The sequence below is a fragment of the Pseudomonas fitomaticsae genome, assembly GCF_021018765.1.
In the GTDB taxonomy this organism is placed as follows: Bacteria; Pseudomonadota; Gammaproteobacteria; order Pseudomonadales; family Pseudomonadaceae; genus Aquipseudomonas; species Aquipseudomonas fitomaticsae.
In genome coordinates, this window is record NZ_CP075567.1 from 5,545,689 (window position 1) to 5,567,795 (window position 22,107).

Below are 22,107 nucleotides of genomic sequence, written 5' to 3' on the forward strand. Positions count from 1 at the left end.
AAAATCACGCTGTTTCCCAACGCCCGGCAACCTTATCTTTGCCCGCACCAAACAGCACTTGCCAAGCAAGAAGGTTTTCAAGATGTCCAACAGTATGGGTATTGCCAGCGCTTTCGTTTTGTCCTCATTGATCCTGTCGCCAATGGCGATGGCTGAAGAATCGCAGTCGTTCGTAGCGCAAAACGCCGCTCGCGCTCACGCATTCGAACAGCATCAGGCAGAAGTGATGGCCAAGGCTCAAGACGCCACGCAAGCCCCTCAGGCCGCAACTTCCCGGACTCAGGCTTCAGAGAAAGACAGCTGAGGCGCGCACCGCTCCGTTTCCCTCGACGCGGTTGTTTGGCTCTTCCCGTTCAACCGTCGTCCTTGCAGGCCGCTGATTTTCAGCGGCCTTTTTTCGTTGTGGTCTGTAAGCTGTCCGGTTCGTCTTTAACAATTAGAAACATCCCGCACCTCAAGACATTGAAGTGTCAGTTGACCCCAAGGAGCTTTACCGCACGTGCGTTACCCAGTTCGCTTCACCCCGCTGTTCATTGCAATTGCCGCAACGATTGCCCCCGCCGCCCACGCTGCCGAAGCCGAGCAACAAGGTTTCGTCGAAGGTGCGAGCCTCAACCTCAACGCCCGCAACTACTACATGAACCGCAACCGTCTGCAGCGGGCGGATGACAACATCGAGTGGGGCCAGGGTTTCCTCGGCAAATTCGAGTCGGGCTACACCGAAGGCACGGTCGGCTTCGGCATCGATGCCCACGCCATGCTCGGTTTGAAACTCGACGGCGGTGGTGGCACCGATAATTCCAGCATCCTGCCAGTCAGCGACGGCAGCGGCAAAGCGCCGGGCTCGTTCTCCACGGCGGGCGGCACCCTGAAAGCGCGTGCATTCGATACTGAGCTGAAGGCCGGCGACCTGTTCCTCGCCAACCCGGTGATCGCCGGTGGCGAGACGCGCATGCTGCCGCAGACCTTTCGCGGCCTCAGCCTGACCAACCACAGCTTCGATGGCTGGATGATCGAAGGTGGCCAGGCCAGCTTCACCAAGCCCTACAACCAGAGCGGTCACAAACGCATCGGCACCTCTTACGGCAGCCTCGCCGACGGCGACAAGAGCCAGCACCTGAACTGGGCCGGCGTGGCCTGGAGCGGTGTCGAAGGCCTGACCAGCAGCCTGTATGCCTCCGAGCTGAAGGACATCTGGAACCAGTACTACTACGACCTCGACTACACCTGGGCGCTGAATGATCGGGTGACCCTCAACCCGGGCCTGCACGTCTATCACACGCAGGACACCGGCGACGCGCTGCTGGGCAACATCGACAACAACACCTACAGCCTGCATTTCACCGTAGGTGTCGGCAGCCACAGCGTCACCGCCGCGTATCAGCGGGTCAACGGCAACACGCCGTTCGATTACATCAGCCAGGGTGACAGCGTTTACCTCGACAACTCGCAGCAGTATTCGGACTTCAACGGCCCGAACGAGCGCTCGTGGAAACTCAAGTACGCCTACGACTTCGCCGGCGTCGGTCTGCCGGGCCTGACCTCGTCGCTGTCCTACTCGCGCGGCACGCTGGACCTGACCAAGGTCGACCCGGACAGCAAGGGTTACGCCTCGTGGTACAACGCCGAAGGCCGCAACGCCAAGCACTGGGAGCGCGACATCGATCTCAAATACGTGGTGCAGAGCGGTCAGGCCAAAGACCTGGCGGTACGTCTGCAATGGGCGACCAACCGTGGAGGCAACGGTTACGGCGCGCTGGATACAGACACAGATGAATACCGTGTGATCATCGACTACCCGATCAACGTCTTCTAAGATCGGCGCTACAGTAAAAGGCCAGCCTGATGCGCTGGCCTTTTTCTTGCCTGTGGCAGCGAAGCGGGTACAACTACGCTTACAAGAATCCCTTACCGAAACCGAACCATGATCGCGAGCCGCACCCCTACCGTTCCCGGCACGACCGGACGCTCCGAGCTGCTGCTGATCCTCGGCAGCCTGCTGAGCGTGATCGCGATTGTGTGCATCGTCACGTTCCTGCTGATCCGCGAACACGCCAACGCCCAGGAATCGGCCACCCGCGGCGCCACTACCATCGCCCAGCTGATCGACGCCGACGTGCTGCGCACCGTCGAGCTGTATGACCTGACGCTGCAAGGGCTGATCGCCGCCGCCCAGCGTGACGACCTGAAAGACGTGTCGCCACAGATCCGCCATCTGGCGCTGTTCGATCGCTCCACCACCGCGCGTTTCAAGGGCGACATTCTGTTGCTCGACAAGTATGGCGACGTGATTGCCGACTCCTCGCGGGTCGAACCGCTGCCGGGCAATTTCGCCGACCGCGACTACTTCCTCGCCCACGCCTTCAACCGCGACACCGGCATGTTCATCAGCCGTCCGTTCAAACCCCGCTGCGACTGCGATGACGCGAACCAGTGGCGAATCAGCTTCAGTCGGCGCATCTCTTCGGACACTGGCGAGTTTCTGGGCGTGGCCGTGGCGTCGATGAAACTCGATTACTTCGATCAGCTGTTCAACAGCCTCGACATCGGCATCGACAGCACCCTCAATATCATCAACAACGACGGCATCCTGCTCGCGCAGAAGCCTTATCTGCAGAGCGATTCGATCGGCAAGAGCTTTGCCGCCCGACCCAATGTGGTGCGGATTCTGCGCGACAGCAACGGCAATGGCAGTTTCAACAGCATTTCGAGCATGGATTATCAGCAACGGCTGTACACCTATTCGCGGGTCGGCAATCTGCCGCTGACGGTGATCGTTGCCCTGTCCAGCGAGGAAGTGTTTGGTGCGTGGCGACGTACCGCGATACTGATCAGCGGCGCCACCGGTGTGCTGTGTGCCGGCCTGCTGTGGCTGACCTGTCTGTTGGCCCGGGAGCTGCGCCTGCGTCAGCGGGCCGAACGTGAACTGGCGCAATTGGCCGCCACCGATGCCCTGACCGGGGTCGCCAACCGACGGATGCTCGATCAGTCGCTGCGCCACGAGTGGTTCCGCGCCCAGCGCTCGGGCAAGCCGCTGTCACTGCTCATGATCGATGCCGACCACTTCAAGGCCTTCAACGATCGCCACGGGCATCAGGGCGGGGATCAGGCGTTGCGTGAGCTGGCGAGGGTGATTACCGCCAACGTTCGGCGTCCGGCGGATCTGGTGGCACGGTATGGCGGTGAGGAGTTTTCGGTGATCCTCGCGGAAACCGACAGCGTCGGGGCGCAGCAGATCGCCGAGCACATTCGTGCGGCGGTGGAACAACTGCCGAGCGTCAATGAAGACCAGTCACCGATGACCGTGAGCATCGGCATCAGCACCTGGACTGCGGCGAGCGAGATCAGCCTGGAGCAGCTGTTGTTCGCGGCGGACAGGGCGTTGTACCAGGCCAAGGAAGGTGGGCGAAACCAGGTCGTCGTGGCCTGAGAACAGGTATAAAAAAAGGCCACCCAAAGGTGGCCTTCAAAAAACTAGAGAGGTTTTTTACTTACACCGCCGCAACCGGGCGCATGTAAGAGATTGGTGCAGTGCTGGCGTCTTCGAACGTCACGACTTCCCAGGCATCTTTCTGCTCAATCAACTTGCGCAGCAGCTGGTTGTTCAGTGCGTGGCCGGACTTGAAGCCCTTGAACTCACCAATCAGGCTGTTGCCCAGCAGGTACAGATCGCCAATCGCATCGAGGATCTTGTGCTTCACGAATTCGTCTTCATAGCGAAGGCCGTCTTCGTTCAGTACGCCATCGGCATCGACCACGATCGCGTTTTCCACGCTGCCGCCGAGTGCGAGGTTGTGCTTGCGCAGGTACTCGATGTCACTCATGAAACCGAAAGTACGGGCGCGGCTGACTTCTTTTACGAACGAAGTGCTGGAAAAATCCACGCTTGCACTTTGGGTGCGGTCCCGGAAAACCGGGTGATCGAAGTCGATCTCGAAGCTCACCTTGAACCCTTCGAAAGGGACGAAAGTGGCGCGCTTGTCGCCGTCTTCCACTGTCACTTCACGCAGGATGCGGATGAATTTCTTGGCGGCGTCCTGTTCTTCCAGGCCAGCCGATTGAATCAGGAATACGAAAGGTCCTGCGCTGCCATCCATGATCGGGACTTCAGACGCGGAGAGCTCGACGTAGGCGTTATCGATGCCCAGGCCAGCCATGGCCGAGAGCAGGTGCTCCACCGTGTCTACCTTCACGTCACCGTTGACCAGCGTCGTCGACATGGTTGTCTCGCCGACGTTGGCCGCGCGAGCCGGTATCTCGACAACCGGATCGAGATCGGCACGACGAAAGACGATCCCGGTGTCGACAGGTGCAGGCTTGAGGGTCAGGTAAACCTTCTCCCCGGAGTGCAGACCTACACCGGTGGCACGGATAATATTTTTCAGTGTGCGTTGTTTAATCATGGCATGGGCCGCTTCAGCGCAAATTGCGAACTGGTATCAACAAAGGCTGGCGATGATAGCAGACCGAGCCTTTGCTGAACACCAATCACCTGAATACCCCTGATACATTTCATCAATCGGCCTGACGACGCAGGAAAGCCGGGATGTCCAGGTAGTCCAGGTCATCTTGCGGATTCATCTTCGCGGCAGTCGCAGCACCGGCCTGAGCCTGGTTGCGCATGACGGTCGGACGGTCCAGGTCACGGTAGTTCACCGCGGGCGCTTCCTGACGAGCGGGTGCCGGTTGCTGCACTTGAGCAGCCGCCATCGAGGTGTGAACAGTGTTGTCGATGACCTTCACAGGCTTCTCGATTTTCGCGCCCAGACCGGTGGCAACCACGGTCACGTGCAGCTCGTCGCGCATGTCCGGATCGATTACGGTACCGACCTTGACCATCGCGTGCTCGGAAGCGAAGGCTTCGATGATCGAACCCACGTCGGAGTACTCACCCAGGGACAGGTCAGGACCGGCAGTGATGTTCACCAGGATGCCGCGTGCGCCTTGCAGGTTCACGTCTTCCAGCAGCGGGTTGCGGATGGCCGCTTCGGTCGCTTCACGTGCACGGTTCGGACCGCTGGCGCAGCCAGTGCCCATCATCGCCATGCCCATTTCGCTCATCACGGTGCGTACGTCGGCGAAGTCGACGTTGATCATGCCCGGACGTTTGATGATGTCGGAGATACCGCGAACGGCACCGGCCAGTACATCGTCAGCCTTGGCGAAAGCCGACAGCAGGCTTGCGTCCTTGCCGAGAATGGTCAGCAGTTTTTCGTTCGGAATGGTGATCAGCGAGTCGACGCTTTCCGAGAGCATGCGGATGCCTTCGTCGGCGATCTGCATACGCTTGCGGCCTTCGAACGGGAACGGACGGGTCACGACCGCAACGGTCAGGATGCCCATTTCCTTGGCCACTTCGGCGATGATCGGCGCAGCACCGGTACCGGTACCGCCGCCCATGCCGGTGGTGATGAACACCATGTTGGTGCCGGCCAGCACTTCAGCGATGCGCTCGCGATCTTCCAGCGCAGCCTGACGGCCGACTTCCGGGTTGGCGCCGGCGCCCAGGCCTTTGGTCACGCCGGTGCCCAGTTGCAGAATGGTGCGCGCGCCGATGTTTTTCAGCGCTTGAGCATCGGTGTTGGCGCAGATGAATTCCACGCCTTCGATGTTGCTCTTGACCATGTGGTTGACAGCGTTGCCGCCGCCACCGCCAACACCGATAACTTTGATTACCGGGCTTGCGGGGATGTTGTCTACGAGTTCGAACATTTTCCCTCTCCTTACATTCTCTAGTTTTTTCGCCTACTGCTGTTTGTTGCGGTGCTGCGGTAAAGCGTTAGAAGTTGCCTTGAACCCACTTCTTCAAACGGTCCAGCAACGGCGCCTGCGGCTCATCGTTGCTGTAGCTGTCGCGGCTGCCGATGCCCGAGAACGAGATCCCGTCGGACTGCTTCTGCAGGCCGTACATCAACAAGCCAACGCCAGTGGAATAAATCGGGTTGCGTACCACGTCATCCAGACCTTTCACGCCATGTGGCACGCCCAGGCGGACCGGCATGTGGAAGATTTCTTCGGCCAGTTCCGTGGCGCCTTCCATCTTCGAGGTACCACCGGTCAGCACGATGCCGGCCGGGATCAGGTCTTCGTAGCCGCTGCGACGCAGCTCGGCCTGGATCAGGGTGAACAGTTCGTCGTAACGCGGCTCGACCACTTCGGCCAGGGCCTGACGGGACAGTTCGCGCGGCGGACGGTCGCCGACGCTCGGCACCTTGATGGTCTCGCCGGCACCGGCCAGTTTGGCCAGGGCGCAGGCGTAGCGGATCTTGATCTCTTCGGCGTACTGGGTCGGGGTGCGCAACGCCATGGCGATGTCGTTGGTCACCTGATCGCCCGCGATCGGGATCACGGCCGTGTGGCGGATCGCGCCTTCGGTGAAAATCGCGATGTCGGTGGTGCCGCCGCCGATGTCGACCAGGCACACGCCCAGCTCTTTTTCGTCGTCGGTCAGCACCGAGTAGGCCGAGGCCAGTTGCTCGAGAATGATGTCGTCGATTTCCAGACCGCAGCGACGCACGCATTTTTCAATATTCTGTGCGGCGTTGACGGCGCAGGTGACCACGTGAACCTTGGCTTCCAGACGCACGCCGGACATGCCCAGCGGCTCGCGCACGCCTTCCTGGTTATCGATCACGTAATCCTGCGGCAGGGTGTGCAGCACACGCTGGTCGGCCGGGATCGCCACCGCCTGGGCTGCGTCGAGTACGCGCTCCAGGTCCGCCGCGCTGACTTCGCGATCACGGATCGCGACGATGCCGTGGGAGTTCAGGCTGCGGATGTGATTGCCCGCCACGCCGACGAATGCCGAGTGAATGCGGCAGCCCGCCATCAACTGGGCTTCCTCGATCGCGCGCTGGATCGACTGCACGGTGGACTCGATGTTGACCACCACGCCTTTTTTCAGGCCGCGGGACGGATGAGTGCCGATCCCGACGATATCGAGCGTGCCGTCGTCCGCAACCTCGCCGACCAGCGCCACCACCTTGGAGGTGCCGATATCGAGACCGACGATCATTTTGCCGCTTTGCACGTTTGCCATGGGTCCTGCCTCTTCTTAATTCTTTGCGACAGCGGGTTGGGCTGTCGTCGGCGCTACTGGTTCCCGCCAGCCAACAGCGAGGCCGTTGGCGTAGCGCAGATCGATGCGCGCAATGTTCGTAATCTGTTCTTTGAGCGTCTTGTCATAGATGGCAATGAAGCGGCGCATCTTTTCCACCAGGTTGCCGCGTCCCAGCAGCAGCTCGATCCCGGGACCGGAACTGCCGGCACCGGTGGTCAGGAACCAGCTGCCACGCTCACGCAGCTCGAGCCGCGCAATCGAGAAGCCCAATGGCCGGAGCATCTGGCTCAGCACCTGGTATTGCTGCATCACTTGCTGCTGGGCCCGCTGCGGACCGAACAGCTGTGGCAGGTGTTCGTAGTTCGCCAGTTCCTTGGGCGTGAACGCCTGGCCCTGGTTGTTGAGCAACGACTCGTCGCCCCAGCGGGCCACCGGCAGTTGCTCTTCGAGGCGGATCACCACCTGGTCCGGCCACACCCGACGTACTTCGGCGTGGGCGATCCATGGCATCTGTTCCAGTTCGGTGCGCATGCTCGCCAGGTCGATGGTGAAGAAGCTCGACGCCACGTACGGGGCGATCCGCTGCTGCACCGCTTGCTGGCTGATGTAACTCAGGTCGCCCTGCACGGCGATCTTGGTGATCGGCCGGTCGGCGTACGGCAGCAAACGCTGCGCGCCTTCGTATGTGCCGAACCCCAGAGCCACCAGCAGCACCGGCCAGAACAGACCTTTCAAAAAGCCGAAGTTGGCTTTTGGCAGGCGCGCGGACATCGGCTCTTTGGCCACCATTCGGCTGGCACCCCGCGGCACCGGCTTGCGGCCGGGCGCGGGTGGCTGATGTCTGAGCTGTGCGCCTTGCATGGTCTTAACCTCGCGCCTCTTTCTTGCCATCGGCATCGACACTGGCGGCCAGAATGGCCAGGACCAGTTGCTGGAAATCCAGACCGGCCGCTTTCGCCGCCATCGGTACCAGGCTGTGATCGGTCATGCCGGGAGCCGTGTTGACTTCCAGGAACCAGAATTTGCCGTCGACGTCCTGCATCACGTCCGCCCGGCCCCAACCGGCGATACCCAGCGCCTCGCAGGCTTGCGCCGTGAGGTCCATGAGTTCTTTTTCCTTGGCGGCATCGAGCCCGCACGGAATCCGATACTGGGTATCGTTGGCGATGTACTTGGCGTCGTAGTCGTAGAACGTGTGTGGCGTACCCAGGGCGATAGGAGGCAACACCTGGTCACGCAGGGTGGCGATGGTGAACTCCGGACCCTGGATCCATTGCTCGACCAACACTTGCGAATCGTAGGTACTGGCCGCTTTCCATGCGTCGATCAACTCGGACGCAGAACTCACTTTGGCCATCCCGATACTTGAACCTTCATGCGCCGGTTTGACGATCAAAGGGAAGCCCAGTTCCGTCGCTGCCGAAATACAATCGGCCTCGCTGCGCAGCACGGCGTGACGCGGCGTCGGAATCCCGAGCGTGTGCCAGACCTGCTTGGTACGCAGTTTGTCCATCGCCAGCGCCGAAGCCAGGATGCCGCTGCCGGTGTACGGAATGCCGGCCACTTCGAGCAGGCCCTGCATGCTGCCGTCTTCACCGCCACGACCGTGGAGGATGATGAACGCGCGGTCGATCTTTTCGCTCAGCAGGCGCTGCAGAATGTCGGCGCCGACGTCGATGCCGAACGCGTCCACACCCGCACTTTGCAGCGCAGTGAGCACGGCATTGCCGGACTTCAGCGAGACTTCACGCTCGGCACTCAGGCCACCGAACAGCACGGCCACACGGCCGAAATCCTTCGGGGCGATGGTGGAGAACAGATTGGCGTAGGCAGCAGTCATTTCAACTTCCCCTCGACCGATGCCGCCACGGCACCGGCGAACAACTCGCTTTTCAACAGTTTCGGTGCGAGACCGCCGATATCACCGGCGCCCTGGCACAGCAGAATGTCGCCGGCACGCAGCAGCGGCTTGACCACCGGCGCCAGGTCGACGCCGCGCTCGATGTAGATCGGGTCGAGCTGACCGCGCTGACGGATGCTGTTGCACAGCTTGCGGCTGTCGGCGCCCGGGATCGGCTCTTCGCCGGCCGGATAGACTTCCATCAGCAACAGCACGTTGGCGTCGGCCAGTACATTGACGAAATCGTCGTACAGGTCGCGGGTGCGGCTGTAGCGGTGCGGCTGGTAGACCATGACCAGACGGCGCTCCGGCCAGCCACCGCGCACGGCTTTGATGACGGCTGCGACTTCGGTCGGGTGGTGACCGTAGTCGTCGACCAGCATCACGCTGCCGCCGTCCACCGGCAGTTCGCCGTAGACCTGGAAGCGTCGGCCGACACCCTGAAACCCGGACAGGCCCTGGACGATGGCTTCATCGCTGACGCCTTCGTCGGTGGCGATGCAGATGGTTGCGAGCGCGTTGAGCACGTTGTGGTTGCCCGGCATGTTCACGGACACATCCAATGGCTCACGCTCAGGGCGTAGCACGGTGAAGAAGGTCTGCATGCCCTGCTGGCGAACATTGATCGCGCGCACGTCGGCTTCTTCGCTGAAGCCGTAGGTGACGACCGGACGTTTGACCTGGGGCAGGATTTCACGCACCACCGGGTCGTCCAGGCACACCACCGCCAGACCGTAGAACGGCAGGTTGTGCAGGAACTCGACGAAGGTTTTCTTCAGTTTGTTGAAGTCGCCGTCGTAGGTCGCCATGTGGTCGGCGTCGATGTTGGTGACCACGGCCACCAGCGGTTGCAGGTGCAGGAAGCTCGCGTCGCTTTCATCGGCCTCGGCGATCAGGTAACGGCTGGTGCCGAGCTGGGCATTGGTACCCGCGGCGTTCAGACGGCCACCGATCACGAAAGTCGGATCAAGGCCACCGGCCGCGAACACCGAAGCGATCAGGCTGGTGGTAGTAGTTTTGCCGTGGGTACCGGCGACGGCGATGCCGTGGCGGTAGCGCATCAGCTCGGCGAGCATCTCGGCACGCGGCACCACCGGGATGCGGCGTTCCAAAGCGGTCGCCACTTCCGGGTTGGAGGTGTTGACGGCGCTCGACACCACCAGTACATCAGCGGCAGCAGCATTCTCGGCGCGGTGGCCGATGAAGATTTGCGCACCGAAGGATTCCAGGCGCTCGGTCACCGGCGAAGCTTTCAGGTCGGAACCGGACACTTCATAGCCCAGGTTCAGCAGCACTTCGGCAATACCGCACATGCCCACGCCGCCGATCCCGACGAAGTGGATGCGACGGATACGGCGCATTTCCGGTTGCGGCATGGCTTTCTGATTCTCAACCATGGGCCACCTCCAGACAGGTATCGACCACGCTACGGGTGGCTTCGGGTTTCGCCAGACGGCGGGCCGCTTGGGCCATTTGTTCGAGTCGTTGCGGTTGCATCAAGACCTCTGTCAGGCGCGCGGCAAGGTCCGCGGCGCCAGTCGTTCTTTGCGGCATCAGGAAGGCAGCGCCTTCGCGGGCCAAATAATCGGCGTTGCGGGTCTGGTGATCGTCGATCGCGTGGGGCAAGGGCACCAGCATCGAGGGCAGACCGGCGGCGGCCAGTTCGCTGATGGTCAATGCGCCGGCGCGGCACACCACCAGGTCAGCCCAGCCATAGGCCTGGGCCATGTCTTTGATGAACGGCTGCACCTGCGCATCCACGCCGGCGGCGCGGTAGCGCTCAGCAGTCACTTCATCGTGGTTTCTGCCAGCCTGATGGAACACTTCCGGACGCAAATCGGCAGCGACTTGTGCCAGGGCTTCAGGCAGCAACTTGTTCAACGGCTCTGCGCCCAGGCTTCCGCCCAGGATCAGCAAACGCGCCTTGCGTCCGGCCAGGGCCGGGCGCGGTGTTTCGAGGAACAGCTCGCTGCGCACCGGGTTACCGGTGGTACGGCGGCTGTCCGACAGGGTAAAGGTGTCGGGGAAGGCTTCACACACCCGGGCGGCGAACGGCACCAGCAACCGATTGGCGGTGCCGGCCACGGCGTTCTGCTCATGAACGATCACCGGTACGCCGGCCAGTTTGGCGGCAAGCCCACCGGGGCCGGTCACGTAACCGCCGAATCCGACCACGCACACCGGACGCAAGCGGCGAATGACCGCCCGCGCCTGCCACACCGATTTCAGCAACATGAACGGTGCCTTGAGCAGAGACAGCTTGCCCTTGCCACGCAGGCCAGTGGCGTTGATGCGGTGCAATTCAAGACCCGCCGCCGGCACCAGATCGTTCTCGATCCCGCGCGGCGTGCCGAGCCAGTGCACGGTGTAGCCGCGCGCCTGGAATTCGCGGGCACAGGCCAGCGCCGGGAACACGTGGCCACCGGTGCCGCCGGCCATGATCAATACGTTAGCGCCCATGGTTCGGCTCCTCGGCGAAGTCGCTCTCATGGAATTCCATCTCTTCACTGCCCAGGTGGGTCCGGCTCTCCCACTCGATCCTCAGCAACAGGCCAAGGCAGGCGCAGCAGATCACCAGGGAACTGCCGCCATAACTGAGGAATGGCAAGGTCAGGCCCTTGGTCGGCAGCAGGCCGACGTTCACGCCGATGTTGATCAGGAACTGGCCGATCCACAGGAACGACAGGCCATAAGCAACATAAGCGGCAAAAAACTGTTTGGCTTTCTCGGCCCACAGACCGATGTACATGCCGCGAATACACACGAACACGAACAGTGCCACGGTGCACAGCGAGCCCACCGCGCCGAGCTCTTCGGCCAGGACCGAGAACACGAAGTCGGTGTGCGCTTCCGGCAGATAGAACTGCTTCTGCACGCTGTTGCCCAGGCCAACGCCCAGCCATTCACCGCGACCGAACGCAATCAAGGCTTGCGACAATTGATAACCGGCGCCGAACTGGTCGGCCCACGGGTCGGCGAAGTTGGTCAGACGCGCCATCCGGTACGGCTGCATCTGAATCAGCAACACCACCGCACCAACGGCCAGCACCACCATCAGCGAGAAGCGGAACAGCCCGACTCCTCCGAGGAACAGCATCGCCGCCGCCGCGCCCATCATTACGACGGTGGCACCGAAGTCCGGCTCCATCAGCAACAGACCCGCCATCGGCAGCAGCACGATGAATGGCTTGAAGAAGCCCATCCAGCTCTCGCGCACTTCTTTCTGACGACGCACCAGATAACCGGCGAGGTAAATCACCACGAACACCTTGGCGATCTCGGACGGCTGAACGTTGAAGAAGCTGAAACCGATCCAGCGCATCGAACCGTTCACCTCACGGCCGATCCCCGGGATGATCACCATCACCAGCAAACCGAACGCACCGATCAACATCAGCCAGCCCAGCCGCTGCCAGGTGGCGATCGGAATCATCATGGTGACGACGCACGCGCCCAGGCCCAGCACCACGTAGATCAGGTGACGGGTCATGTAATAAAGAGCACTGCCCGACTGCGCCGCGCCGACTTCTGTCGATGCCGAGGCGATCATGATCAGGCCCAGACCGAGCAACGCCAGGCAACCGGCGAGCATCGGGAAGTCGAGGTCGATCCCGCGTCCGGTGATGAGCGGCGACGGATATGGCTTGATGATGTTTCTCAAGCTCATGCCAGATCCTCCACGGCGCGGACGAACTGGTGACCACGGTCTTCGTAGTTCTTGAACATGTCGAAACTGGCGCAGGCCGGCGACAGCAGCACCACGTCACCCGGTTGGGCGGCGGCACGGCATTGGGCGACCGCGTCGACCAGCGTGGTCGCGCGAATCAGCGGAACGGCATCGCCGATCGCTTCGCCGATCTTGTCGGAGTCGCGCCCCATCAGGATCACGGCGCGGCAATGGGTTGCCACCGGATCGCGCAGGTCCTTGAATTCGGCACCCTTGCCGTCGCCACCGGCGATCAGCACGACCTTGCCGTCGATGTCCGCACCCAGGCCTTCGATGGCGGCCAGTGCGGCGCCAACATTGGTGGCTTTGGAATCGTTGTAGTAACCGACGCCTTCCAGATCGCGTACCCACTGGCAACGGTGTTCGAGACCGGCGAAGGTGCGCAGCGCTGCCAGCATGGCGTCGAACGGCAGCCCGACCGCGTGCCCGAGTGCCAGCGCCGCCAGGGCGTTGGACTGGTTGTGGGCGCCGCGAATCTTCAGTTCGCGCACCGGCATCAGGTTCTGGAATTCGAAGGCCAGGTATTTCTCGCCATTCTCTTCGCGCAGGCCAAATGCCTTGAAATCGGGTTTGGTCAGGCCGAAGGTCCAGCACGGCTGGCCCTCGCCCATCAGCGGCCGGGTCAGGGCGTCCTGACGGTTGACCACGAACTGCTTGGCACCCCGGAAGATCCGGTGCTTGGCCAGGTGATAGGCCGGCAGACCGCTGTAGCGGTCCATGTGGTCTTCGCTGATGTTGAGCACGGTCGCCACTTCGGCGTTGAGCTGGTCAGTGGTTTCCAGTTGGAAGCTCGACAGTTCCATCACGTACAGCTCGACGTCATCGCTGAGCAGATCCAGCGCCGGCGTACCGAGGTTGCCGCCCACGGCCACGCGCTTGCCGGCCGCAGCCGCCATCTCGCCGACCAGGGTGGTGACGGTGCTTTTCGCGTTGGAACCGCTGATGGCCACGATCGGCGCCTTCGCGTTACGCGCGAACAGCTCGATGTCGCCGGACAGCTTCACGCCACGGGCCGCGGCGGCTTGCAGGGCCGGGGTCGCCAGCGCCAGGCCGGGGCTCACGTAGAGCTCGTCGGCACGGCACAGGAACTCGACGTCCAGCTCGCCACAACGCACTTCCACGTGCGGATAGTCACGCTGGAGCGTGGCCAGTTCCGGTGGATTTTCCCGCGTATCGGCCACGGCAAACGCCACGCCCCGGTTCGCCAGGAAGCGAACCAGGGACATGCCGCTCTTGCCGAGGCCGACAACGATGCGGAAGTGGTCAGAAGCGATCAGAGACACTCGTTCTACCTCAGCTTCAGGGTGGCAAGGCCGATCAGCACGAGAATCACGGTGATGATCCAGAAACGGACGATCACGCGCGGCTCGGGCCAGCCCTTGAGTTCAAAGTGGTGGTGAATCGGCGCCATGCGGAACACACGGCGACCGGTCAGCTTAAAGGACGCAACCTGAATGACGACTGACAGGGTTTCCATCACGAACACGCCGCCCATGATGAACAGGACGATTTCCTGACGGACGATCACCGCGATGGTGCCCAGGGCCGCGCCCAACGCCAGTGCGCCGACGTCGCCCATGAAGACTTGCGCCGGGTAGGTGTTGAACCACAGAAAGCCCAGGCCGGCACCGATCAGCGCGCCGCAGAACACGATCAGCTCGCCTGCGCCCGGTACGTAAGGGATCAGCAGGTATTCAGCGAACTTCACGTTACCCGACAGGTAGCAGAAGATGCCCAGGCCGCCACCGACCATCACCGTCGGCATGATCGCCAGACCGTCGAGGCCGTCGGTGAGGTTGACCGCGTTGCTCGAACCGACGATCACGAAGTACGTCAGCACGATGAAGCCGGCACCCAGCGGAATGCTGTAATCCTTGAGCATCGGCAGGATCAGAGTGGTTTCCACCGGAGTGCTGGCAGTCATATAAAGGAAGATCGCCGCACCGAGGCCGAACACCGATTGCCAGAAATATTTCCAGCGGCTCGGCAGACCACGGGAGTTCTTCTCGATCACCTTGCGGTAGTCGTCGACCCAGCCGATGGCGCCGAACAGCAGGGTCACCAGCAGCACAACCCACACGTAGCGATTGCTCAGGTCAGCCCACAGCAAAGTGCTGACGCCGATCGAAGACAGGATCAGCGCGCCACCCATGGTCGGCGTACCGGATTTGGACAGGTGCGATTGCGGGCCGTCGTTACGAACGGACTGACCGATCTGACGATTCTGCAGGGTGCGGATCATCCACGGGCCGTAGCACAGCGACAGGACCAGCGCGGTCAGCACACCGAGGATCCCGCGCAGGGTCAGGTACTGAAAGACCGCGAAGCCTTTGTAGAACTGTTGCAGATACTCCGCTAGCAGCAGCAGCATTAATGTTTCTCCAGACTGGACCCGCACAGGGCCGCAACGATGTTTTCCATCGCTGCGCTGCGCGAACCCTTGATCAAAATGGTGGTGTTTGTGTCCTGCTCAGCGCCGAGGGCCTGGATCAGTTCGGCCTGTGTGCCGAAGTGATGCGCCTCTTTGCCGAATGCGTTCACGGCGTGGACCATGTTCGGCCCGACGGCGTAAAGCGCGGAAACCTTGCCCCGGGCGTATTCGCCCACGTCGCGGTGCCCCTGCTCCGCCCAGTCGCCCAACTCGCCGATATCCCCGAGCACCAGGACGGTGCGGCCGGAAAAGCCGGCGAGTATATCAACGGCCGCGCACATGGAGGTGGGGTTCGCGTTGTAAGTGTCATCGATCACGCGCATGCCGTTTTTCGCCAGTTGCGCGACAGTGCGGCCCTTGACCGGTTGTACCGCGCCAAGCCCGGTGGCGATGCCGAACAGCGACACGCCCAAGGCGTGCGCGGCAGCGGCGGCGGCCAGGGCGTTGGCGACGTTGTGGGTGCCGAGCAGGTTCAGTTGAACCCGTTCCACACCTTCAGGACTGTGCAGGTTGAACGCCGGGCAGCCACGGGCATCGGTGGCCAGATCGCTGGCGTAAAAATCCGCCTGAGTGTTGCTCAGGGCAAACGTCAGCACCTTGCGACCGGCAGCGCGGTTCTTCCAGATGCCAAACGCCTTGTCATCGAGGTTCAGCACAGCGACGCCGTCGGCCGCCAGACCTTCGATGATTTCGCCTTTGGCTTCGACGATTTTCTCCGGCCCGCCGAACTCACCGACGTGGGCGGTCCCGGCGTTGTTGAGGATCGCCACGTGCGGCTTGGTCAGCCCTACGGTGTAAGCGATTTCACCCAGACGCGAGGCGCCCAGTTCGATCACCGCCGCGCTGTGTTCCGGGGCGAGTTCGAGCAGGGTCAGCGGTACGCCGAGGTCGTTGTTCAGGTTGCCACGGGTCGCGTGCACCGAACCGCGCGTGCGCAGAATGCTCGCGAGCATTTCCTTGACCGTGGTCTTGCCGCTGGAACCGGTGACAGCAGCAACCGGTTTGGTGAATGCGGCACGGTTCAAGGCACCCAGCTGGCCGAGGGCCTGGCGGGTGTCCTTGACCAGCAATTGCGGCAGCGTGCTGTCAGCGACTTCGTGCTCGACCAGTGCCGCAACGGCGCCTTTGGCGGCGACTTCGTTCAGATAGTCATGGCCATCGAAACGCGGGCCGGTCAGGGCGATAAACAGTTGGCCAGCCTTGATCGCACGGCTGTCGATGCTCACGCCGTCAAAACTGGCGTCGGCGCTGATCAGACGGGCGTCGAGCGCGTTGGTCAGTTCGCTGAGTTTCAGGGCCTCAAGCATGGGCCACCTCCCACGCGGTCAGGGCGTGATCAGCCTCGACCAGATCAGAGAATGCATGGCGTTCGCCGTTGATTTCCTGATAGTCCTCATGACCTTTGCCGGCCAGGACCACCACGTCATCCGCCGAGGCGCTGGCGATCAGTTGTGCGATGGCCTGGCCACGGCCGGCCACGAATGTGACGTTATCCACAGCCGTGAAACCGGCGCGGATGTCATCGAAAATCACCGCGGGGTCTTCGGTGCGCGGATTGTCATCGGTGACCAGCACGCGGTCGGCCAGACGCTCGACCACTTCGGCCATCAGCGGACGTTTGCCGCGATCGCGATCACCGCCGCAGCCGAACAGGCACAGCAGTTGACCTTTGACGTGCGGGCGCAACGCGGTCAGCACTTTTTCCAGCGCGTCCGGGGTGTGGGCGTAATCGACCACCACCAGCGGCTGGGTGCCACCGCCGAGACGCTGCATGCGTCCGGCCGGGCCTTCGAGTTTCGGCAGCACCTTGAGGATTTCGTCGAGCGCGTAGTCGAGACCGAGCAAGGCGCCGACGGCGGCCAGTACGTTGCTCAGGTTGAAACGACCGAGCAGCGTGCTGCGCAGATGGTGCTCGCCCTGCGGCGTGACCAGCGTGGCGCGTACGCCATGGTCATCGAATTGCGCTTCGCGCACATAGAGATAGGCGCTGCTGTCGAGCAGGCTGTATGTGATCAGCCGCGACTCACGTTTTTCAGCGGCCAGTTGCCGGCCGAAATCGTCGTCGAGGTTGACCACGCGGCACTTCAGGTCATTCCAGGCGAACAGCCGGGCTTTGGCCTCGGCGTACGCTTCCATGGTGCCGTGGTAATCAAGGTGATCGCGGGACAGGTTGGTCATCACCGCCACGTCGAACGCCAGCGCGGTAACCCGGCCCTGATCCAGACCGTGGGACGAGACTTCCATGGCCACGGCTTTGGCGCCGGCCTTTTTCAGGTCGCCCAGGGTCGCTTGCATGGCAATCGGATTCGGCGTGGTGTGCATGCCGCTTTGCAGCGAGCCGTGGAAACCGGAGCCGAGAGTACCGACGATGCCGCAATGCTGACCGAGCAGGTCCAGCGCCTGCGCCACCAGTTGGGTCACGCTGGTCTTGCCGTTGGTGCCGGTCACGCCGATCAGGTTCAGGTGATGACTTGGCTCACCGTAAAAACGCCCGGCGATGTCCGACAGCTGCGCCGCCAGGCCCTTGACCGGAATCAGCGGCACTTCGGTGATCGGCAGCACGGTGGCGCCTTCCACTTCATAAGCCACGGCAGCAGCACCGCGCTGCAAGGCGTCAGCGATGTGCGCACGCCCGTCGAACTTGCCGCCCGGCACCGCGAGGAACAGGTCACCCGCGCGTACGTTGCGACTGTCGAGCGCCAGTTCACGGATCAACAGATCGTGGCCGGCGTGGGGGAAAATCTTGTTCAGACTCAGAGACATCAGCCGCGCCCTCCATTGGCTTTCAGCGGAACGGCCGGGGTGGCGTTGGCCTGTTGTGTGGTCGGCAGGTTGTCCGGGGTGACGTTCATCAGGCGCAGGGTGCCCGACATCACACGGCTGAACACCGGTGCCGAGACCAGACCACCGAAGTAGCCGGCCTTGGTCGGTTCATCGATCACCACGACAATTGCATAACGTGGATCGCTCATCGGGCCGAAACCGGCAAACAGCGAGCGGTAAGAGTTTTCGGCGTAGCCCTTGGTGCCGACCGACGTTTTACGCGCGGTACCGGACTTGCCGCCCACGTGATACGCCGGCACCTGCGCACGGAACACGCCGCGCGGGGCTTCGATCACTTGTTGCAGCATGCCTTGCATGGTTTTGGCGACGGCTTCCGGCAGCACCTGAGTTGTCTGCGGCGCCTTGTCGGTTTTGATCAGAGTCAGCGGTGCAAGACGACCGTTGTTGGCCAGCGCCGAGAACGCGTGCACCAGCTGGATCGCGGTCACCGAAATACCGTAGCCGTACGACAGCGTCGCGGTCTCGGCCTTGCGCCACTCGCGGTAGTTCGGCAGGTTGCCGACACGCTCGCCCGGGAAGCCGAGGCCGGTGTCCTGGCCGAGGCCGACTTTCTGTGCGAGGCGGAAAATGGTTTCGCCGCCGATATCGAACGCGACCTTACTCATGCCGACGTTACTGGAATTGATCAGAATGCCGGTCAGGTCGAGTACCGGACCTTCAGTCTTCGATACGTCCTTGATCGTGTATTTACCGATCTGCAGAGAGCCCGGATACACCTCGACGGTGTCGCTCGGTTTCCAGCGGCCGGTTTCGATCGCGGCGCTCATCGAGATCGCCTTCATGGTCGAACCGGGTTCGAACACGTCGATCATCGCGCGGTTACGCATCATCGCCGGTTGCAGGTTGCGACGGTTGTTCGGGTTGTAGGTCGGCTGGTTGACCATGGCGAGGATTTCGCCGGTCTTCACGTCCATGATCACCAGACTGCCGGCCTTGGCGCCGTTCTCAATGATCGCGTTACGCAGTTCGCGGTTGGCCAGATATTGCAGACGCAGGTCAATCGACAACGCCAAGGGCTTGCCGGCCTTGGCGTTTTTGGTGACCTGGACATCCTTGATCAGCCGTCCGCGCCGATCCTTGATGACTTGCCGCTTGCCGGGCACGCCGGCCAGCCATTCATCGTAGGCCAGTTCGACGCCCTCACGACCGTGGTCATCGATGTCGGTGAACCCGACCATGTGCGCCGTCACTTCACCGGCCGGGTAGAACCGGCGGAACTCTTCGATGCCGTAGACGCCCGGTACTTTCAGGTCGAGCACGGCCTGACCCTGCTCGGGAGTCAACCCGCGCACCAGATAAATGAATTCCTTGTTGGCCTGAGCTTCGAGACGTTCGGCCAGGGCTTTTGGATCCTGCCCCAGCGCGGCGGCCAGTGCCGGCCACTTCTCTTTGGCGGTCTGCATTTCCTTGGCGTTCGCCCAGAGCGTGGTCACCGGGGTACTCACGGCCAGAGGCTCGCCGTTACGGTCGGTGATCAGACCACGGTGAGCCGGAATCGGAATGTGCCGAAGACTGCGCGCGTCGCCCTGACCTTTGAGGAAGTCTCGGTCAACCACTTGCAAGTCAATGATGCGCCAGCAGATCGCCGCGACCATCACGCCGAGCAGTGCCACCATCAGACGGAAACGCCACGGGAAGAGAGCCCCCTCGAGTTTCATCATGGCGCCACCATCTTCACGTCAGCTGCGCCTGGGATGTGCATCTTCAGTTGTTCGGTAGCCAGCACTTCGATACGGCTGTGGGCGGTCCAGGTGCTTTGCTCCAGGATCAGTCGCCCCCACTCGGCCTGCGCCTTGTCGCGCACGCTCAGTTCGTTGTACAGGGTGTTGAGCAACTGCCGGTTCCAGTGGGCGCTGTAAGACACGCCGATGGCCGACACGAGCACGCCGATGAACAGCAGCAGCATGAAAAAGCTGCCGCCGGGCAGTGGCTTGGCGAAAAGCTTGCTCACCGCAGCTTCTCCGCGACGCGCATGACGGCGCTACGGGAACGTGGGTTGGCTTTGAGTTCGGCGTCGGAGGCCGTCTGCGCTTTGCCATGGACTTTGATTTTCGGTTCGAACGCAACGTGGCGAACCGGCAGGTTGCGCGGCAGGTTGTCGGCTTCGCCTTTCACCAGCTTGCGCATGAACAGTTTGACGATACGGTCTTCCAGCGAGTGGAAGCTGATCACGACGAGACGACCGCCCACTTCCAGGCATTCGAGCGCGGCTTCAAGACCCGCTTCCAGATCGCCCAATTCGTTGTTGACGTGAATACGCAGGCCCTGGAAAGCACGGGTTGCAGGGTTTTTGCCCTTTTCCCACGCCGGGTTGGCGACTTTCAGGACTTCGGCCAGATCGGCGGTGCGCTCGAACGGCGTGATGTCACGGCGCTCGGCCACGGCACGGGCCATGCGACCGGAGAAACGCTCTTCGCCGTATTCCTTGAAGACACGGGCGATCTCTTCCACCGGCGCGGTGTTGACGAACTCGGCGGCGCTGATGCCACGGGACGGATCCATGCGCATGTCCAGCGGGCCGTCGTTGAGGAAACTGAAGCCACGTTCGGCATCATCGAGCTGCGGCGAAGACACGCCCAGATCCAGCAGAATGCCGCTGACCTTGCCGGCCAGACCCTGTTCGGCAACCACCGAACCGAGCTCGGCAAAGCTGCGCTGCACAACGACAAAGCGGCCGTCTTCGGCCGCTAGCGTTTGCCCGGTGGCAATCGCTTGAGGATCCTTGTCGAATCCAATGAGCCGACCATCCGGACCGAGCTTGCTGAGAATCAACCGGCTGTGCCCGCCGCGACCGAACGTGCCGTCCAGATAGCAGCCATCAGGACGTACGGCGAGAGCCTCGACGGCTTCGTCAAGCAGTACGGTGATGTGGTTAAAGCCGCTATCAATAGTCACAGGATCAGATCACGCAGTTCGTCAGGCATGGCGCCCGGTTGTTGTATGGCAGCCAGGTCAGCGGCAGAAACCGCGTTCCAGGCATCTTCGTCCCACAGTTGGAACTTGTTCAGTTGGCCCACCAGCATCGCGCGCTTGTCGAGCTTCGCGTATTCGCGCAGGCGCGGCGGCACCAGGAAACGACCACTGCCGTCGAGCTCGAGGTCAACGGCATTACCAATCAATAAACGTTGCAGACGACGGTTCTCTTCGCGAAGCGAAGGAAGCGCGCGCAACTTGGTTTCAATAATTTCCCACTCATCGAGCGGGTAGACACACAAACATGGATCAACGGCATCAATGGTCACGATCAACTGGCCGGAACTGCGCGAATCGAGCTCGTCACGGTACCGGCTCGGCATGGCGAGACGGCCCTTTGCGTCGAGACTGATAGCGTTAGCTCCGCGAAACACGTCTGCGTTTCTCCAATTTTTATCGTTTTGAGCTCAAAAAACCCACTTCATGCCACTTTTCGCCACTTGCGCACACTATAGGAATGCGCCCACCACACCGTCAAGGCGCGGATTAAAGGAAAACCCTTACAGAACGGAGATTTAGGAGCATAAAAGGAGGAGCAACGAGAATCTGGCGGATGCTTTTATCCAATAACTTGAAGCAGCACTGAAAGCTGCGCTCGAAAGTTAAAGTAATTTGTTAAGAGTAAGATTTTTTCGGTATTACAAAAGCGCTTCTGCTGTTGATTGAAGCAAGGTGGGAAATGGCTATTACTGCGCTTGCCGCTGCCGGTTTCCAGCGCAGGCCTGCTGATAATAAACAGCCCTGTCGCCTTTAATTCAAGCAGGGAAAAGAAAAAGGTGGAGAGTCGATCTGTAAGCCGGGTTCTGTCTTGAACAGTCATTCGTCTACGATGGCCATCACTGGACATCTTTAGCAACCTACCCGGTCCCAGCGCGGGCCACGCCTTGGGACCCTATTTGGTCTTGCTCCAAGTGGGGTTTACCTAGCCACGAACTGTTGCCAGACGTGCGGTGCGCTCTTACCGCACCTTTTCACCCTTACCGGCGCCGAAGCGCTTAGGCGGTTATTTTCTGTGGCACTTTCCGTAGGCTCACGCCTCCCAGGCATTACCTGGCACTTCGCCCTATGGAGCCCGGACTTTCCTCCCCCCCCTAATTTTCATAGAGGGCAGCGACTGTCCGATCGACTCTCCGCCGCGCAGGTTAACGGCAGAGCGGCCGAAGAACAAGCGC

At 61.7% G+C, this 22,107-nt stretch carries 19 protein-coding genes and 1 other RNA gene; 3 read left to right on the top strand and 17 right to left on the bottom strand.

Features of this window, described 5'->3' with window-relative positions:
- Window positions 1-82: 82 nt before the first annotated feature.
- From KJY40_RS25035 to KJY40_RS25045, 3 genes are all read left to right on the top strand, one after another.
- Window positions 83-304, top strand: a complete 222-nt coding sequence (locus tag KJY40_RS25035) for a hypothetical protein (protein ID WP_230733410.1) — start codon at window positions 83-85, stop codon at window positions 302-304.
- A 195-nt stretch (window positions 305-499) separates the two neighbouring features.
- Window positions 500-1,816 (top strand): OprD family porin, encoded by a 1,317-nt coding sequence (locus tag KJY40_RS25040; protein ID WP_230733412.1) that lies wholly within the window; start codon window positions 500-502, stop codon window positions 1,814-1,816.
- Window positions 1,817-1,924: 108 nt separating this feature from the next.
- Complete coding sequence (locus tag KJY40_RS25045; protein ID WP_230733413.1) at window positions 1,925-3,430, top strand: sensor domain-containing diguanylate cyclase; 1,506 nt, start codon at window positions 1,925-1,927, stop codon at window positions 3,428-3,430.
- Window positions 3,431-3,491: 61 nt separating this feature from the next.
- On the opposite strand, the gene lpxC is transcribed toward KJY40_RS25045, so the two are convergent.
- From lpxC to rnpB, 17 genes are all read right to left on the bottom strand, one after another.
- A complete protein-coding gene (lpxC, locus tag KJY40_RS25050) occupies window positions 3,492-4,403 on the bottom strand; it encodes a UDP-3-O-acyl-N-acetylglucosamine deacetylase (protein WP_007956752.1) in 912 nt (303 codons plus the stop codon).
- Window positions 4,404-4,515: 112 nt separating this feature from the next.
- On the bottom strand, window positions 4,516-5,712 hold the full coding sequence (gene ftsZ, locus KJY40_RS25055) for a cell division protein FtsZ (RefSeq protein WP_025109282.1): 1,197 nt from the start codon (window positions 5,710-5,712) through the stop codon (window positions 4,516-4,518).
- Between the two features lie 67 nt (window positions 5,713-5,779).
- Entirely contained in the window at window positions 5,780-7,039 is a 1,260-nt protein-coding gene (ftsA, locus tag KJY40_RS25060; protein WP_127799830.1) for a cell division protein FtsA, read from the bottom strand.
- 15 nt (window positions 7,040-7,054) lie between these two features.
- Window positions 7,055-7,921 carry a cell division protein FtsQ/DivIB gene (locus tag KJY40_RS25065; RefSeq protein ID WP_007956757.1) on the bottom strand — a complete coding sequence of 289 codons (867 nt, stop codon included), beginning with the start codon at window positions 7,919-7,921 and terminating at the stop codon, window positions 7,055-7,057.
- Between the two features lie 4 nt (window positions 7,922-7,925).
- Window positions 7,926-8,900, bottom strand: coding sequence for a D-alanine--D-alanine ligase (locus tag KJY40_RS25070; protein WP_230733415.1), 975 nt, complete (start codon window positions 8,898-8,900; stop codon window positions 7,926-7,928).
- Window positions 8,897-10,357 (bottom strand): UDP-N-acetylmuramate--L-alanine ligase, encoded by a 1,461-nt coding sequence (gene murC / locus KJY40_RS25075; protein ID WP_085606920.1) that lies wholly within the window; start codon window positions 10,355-10,357, stop codon window positions 8,897-8,899. The genes KJY40_RS25070 and murC overlap by 4 nt, the downstream gene beginning before the upstream one ends.
- Window positions 10,350-11,420: an undecaprenyldiphospho-muramoylpentapeptide beta-N-acetylglucosaminyltransferase gene (gene murG / locus KJY40_RS25080; RefSeq protein ID WP_230733417.1), complete on the bottom strand. Its 1,071-nt coding sequence runs from the start codon at window positions 11,418-11,420 to the stop codon at window positions 10,350-10,352. The genes murC and murG overlap by 8 nt, the downstream gene beginning before the upstream one ends.
- Window positions 11,410-12,627 (bottom strand): putative lipid II flippase FtsW, encoded by a 1,218-nt coding sequence (ftsW, locus tag KJY40_RS25085; RefSeq protein WP_007956765.1) that lies wholly within the window; start codon window positions 12,625-12,627, stop codon window positions 11,410-11,412. The genes murG and ftsW overlap by 11 nt, the downstream gene beginning before the upstream one ends.
- Window positions 12,624-13,970: a UDP-N-acetylmuramoyl-L-alanine--D-glutamate ligase gene (gene murD / locus KJY40_RS25090; RefSeq protein ID WP_230733418.1), complete on the bottom strand. Its 1,347-nt coding sequence runs from the start codon at window positions 13,968-13,970 to the stop codon at window positions 12,624-12,626. The genes ftsW and murD overlap by 4 nt, the downstream gene beginning before the upstream one ends.
- Before the next feature lie 5 nt (window positions 13,971-13,975).
- Window positions 13,976-15,058, bottom strand: a complete 1,083-nt coding sequence (mraY, locus tag KJY40_RS25095; RefSeq protein WP_007956769.1) for a phospho-N-acetylmuramoyl-pentapeptide-transferase — start codon at window positions 15,056-15,058, stop codon at window positions 13,976-13,978.
- Window positions 15,058-16,425 carry a UDP-N-acetylmuramoyl-tripeptide--D-alanyl-D-alanine ligase gene (locus KJY40_RS25100; RefSeq protein WP_230733419.1) on the bottom strand — a complete coding sequence of 456 codons (1,368 nt, stop codon included), beginning with the start codon at window positions 16,423-16,425 and terminating at the stop codon, window positions 15,058-15,060. The genes mraY and KJY40_RS25100 overlap by 1 nt, the downstream gene beginning before the upstream one ends.
- Window positions 16,418-17,881: a UDP-N-acetylmuramoyl-L-alanyl-D-glutamate--2,6-diaminopimelate ligase gene (locus KJY40_RS25105; protein WP_230733420.1), complete on the bottom strand. Its 1,464-nt coding sequence runs from the start codon at window positions 17,879-17,881 to the stop codon at window positions 16,418-16,420. The genes KJY40_RS25100 and KJY40_RS25105 overlap by 8 nt, the downstream gene beginning before the upstream one ends.
- Window positions 17,881-19,620, bottom strand: coding sequence for a peptidoglycan D,D-transpeptidase FtsI family protein (locus KJY40_RS25110; protein ID WP_170929382.1), 1,740 nt, complete (start codon window positions 19,618-19,620; stop codon window positions 17,881-17,883). The genes KJY40_RS25105 and KJY40_RS25110 overlap by 1 nt, the downstream gene beginning before the upstream one ends.
- Complete coding sequence (ftsL, locus tag KJY40_RS25115) at window positions 19,620-19,913, bottom strand: cell division protein FtsL (RefSeq protein ID WP_007956777.1); 294 nt, start codon at window positions 19,911-19,913, stop codon at window positions 19,620-19,622. The genes KJY40_RS25110 and ftsL overlap by 1 nt, the downstream gene beginning before the upstream one ends.
- Entirely contained in the window at window positions 19,910-20,857 is a 948-nt protein-coding gene (gene rsmH / locus KJY40_RS25120) for a 16S rRNA (cytosine(1402)-N(4))-methyltransferase RsmH (protein ID WP_039766256.1), read from the bottom strand. The genes ftsL and rsmH overlap by 4 nt, the downstream gene beginning before the upstream one ends.
- Complete coding sequence (gene mraZ / locus KJY40_RS25125; RefSeq protein WP_007917012.1) at window positions 20,854-21,309, bottom strand: division/cell wall cluster transcriptional repressor MraZ; 456 nt, start codon at window positions 21,307-21,309, stop codon at window positions 20,854-20,856. Before mraZ ends, rsmH begins: the two co-directional genes overlap by 4 nt.
- A 402-nt stretch (window positions 21,310-21,711) precedes the next feature.
- Window positions 21,712-22,065: RNase P RNA component class A (gene rnpB, locus KJY40_RS25130), an RNA gene on the bottom strand.
- Window positions 22,066-22,107 lie beyond the last annotated feature (42 nt).

What these genes read in the sequence shown, in the direction of transcription:
- KJY40_RS25035 (WP_230733410.1), top strand. Translation starts at nt 83, where the DNA reads ATGTCCAACAGTATGGGTATTGCCAGCGCTTTCGTTTTGTCCTCATTG.
- KJY40_RS25045 (WP_230733413.1), top strand. Translation starts at nt 1,925, where the DNA reads ATGATCGCGAGCCGCACCCCTACCGTTCCCGGCACGACCGGACGCTCC.
- lpxC (WP_007956752.1), bottom strand. Translation starts at nt 4,403, where the DNA reads ATGATTAAACAACGCACACTGAAAAATATTATCCGTGCCACCGGTGTA.
- ftsZ (WP_025109282.1), bottom strand. Translation starts at nt 5,712, where the DNA reads ATGTTCGAACTCGTAGACAACATCCCCGCAAGCCCGGTAATCAAAGTT.
- ftsA (WP_127799830.1), bottom strand. Translation starts at nt 7,039, where the DNA reads ATGGCAAACGTGCAAAGCGGCAAAATGATCGTCGGTCTCGATATCGGC.
- KJY40_RS25065 (WP_007956757.1), bottom strand. Translation starts at nt 7,921, where the DNA reads ATGCAAGGCGCACAGCTCAGACATCAGCCACCCGCGCCCGGCCGCAAG.
- KJY40_RS25070 (WP_230733415.1), bottom strand. Translation starts at nt 8,900, where the DNA reads ATGACTGCTGCCTACGCCAATCTGTTCTCCACCATCGCCCCGAAGGAT.
- murC (WP_085606920.1), bottom strand. Translation starts at nt 10,357, where the DNA reads ATGGTTGAGAATCAGAAAGCCATGCCGCAACCGGAAATGCGCCGTATC.
- murG (WP_230733417.1), bottom strand. Translation starts at nt 11,420, where the DNA reads ATGGGCGCTAACGTATTGATCATGGCCGGCGGCACCGGTGGCCACGTG.
- ftsW (WP_007956765.1), bottom strand. Translation starts at nt 12,627, where the DNA reads ATGAGCTTGAGAAACATCATCAAGCCATATCCGTCGCCGCTCATCACC.
- mraY (WP_007956769.1), bottom strand. Translation starts at nt 15,058, where the DNA reads ATGCTGCTGCTGCTAGCGGAGTATCTGCAACAGTTCTACAAAGGCTTC.
- KJY40_RS25100 (WP_230733419.1), bottom strand. Translation starts at nt 16,425, where the DNA reads ATGCTTGAGGCCCTGAAACTCAGCGAACTGACCAACGCGCTCGACGCC.
- KJY40_RS25105 (WP_230733420.1), bottom strand. Translation starts at nt 17,881, where the DNA reads ATGTCTCTGAGTCTGAACAAGATTTTCCCCCACGCCGGCCACGATCTG.
- KJY40_RS25110 (WP_170929382.1), bottom strand. Translation starts at nt 19,620, where the DNA reads ATGAAACTCGAGGGGGCTCTCTTCCCGTGGCGTTTCCGTCTGATGGTG.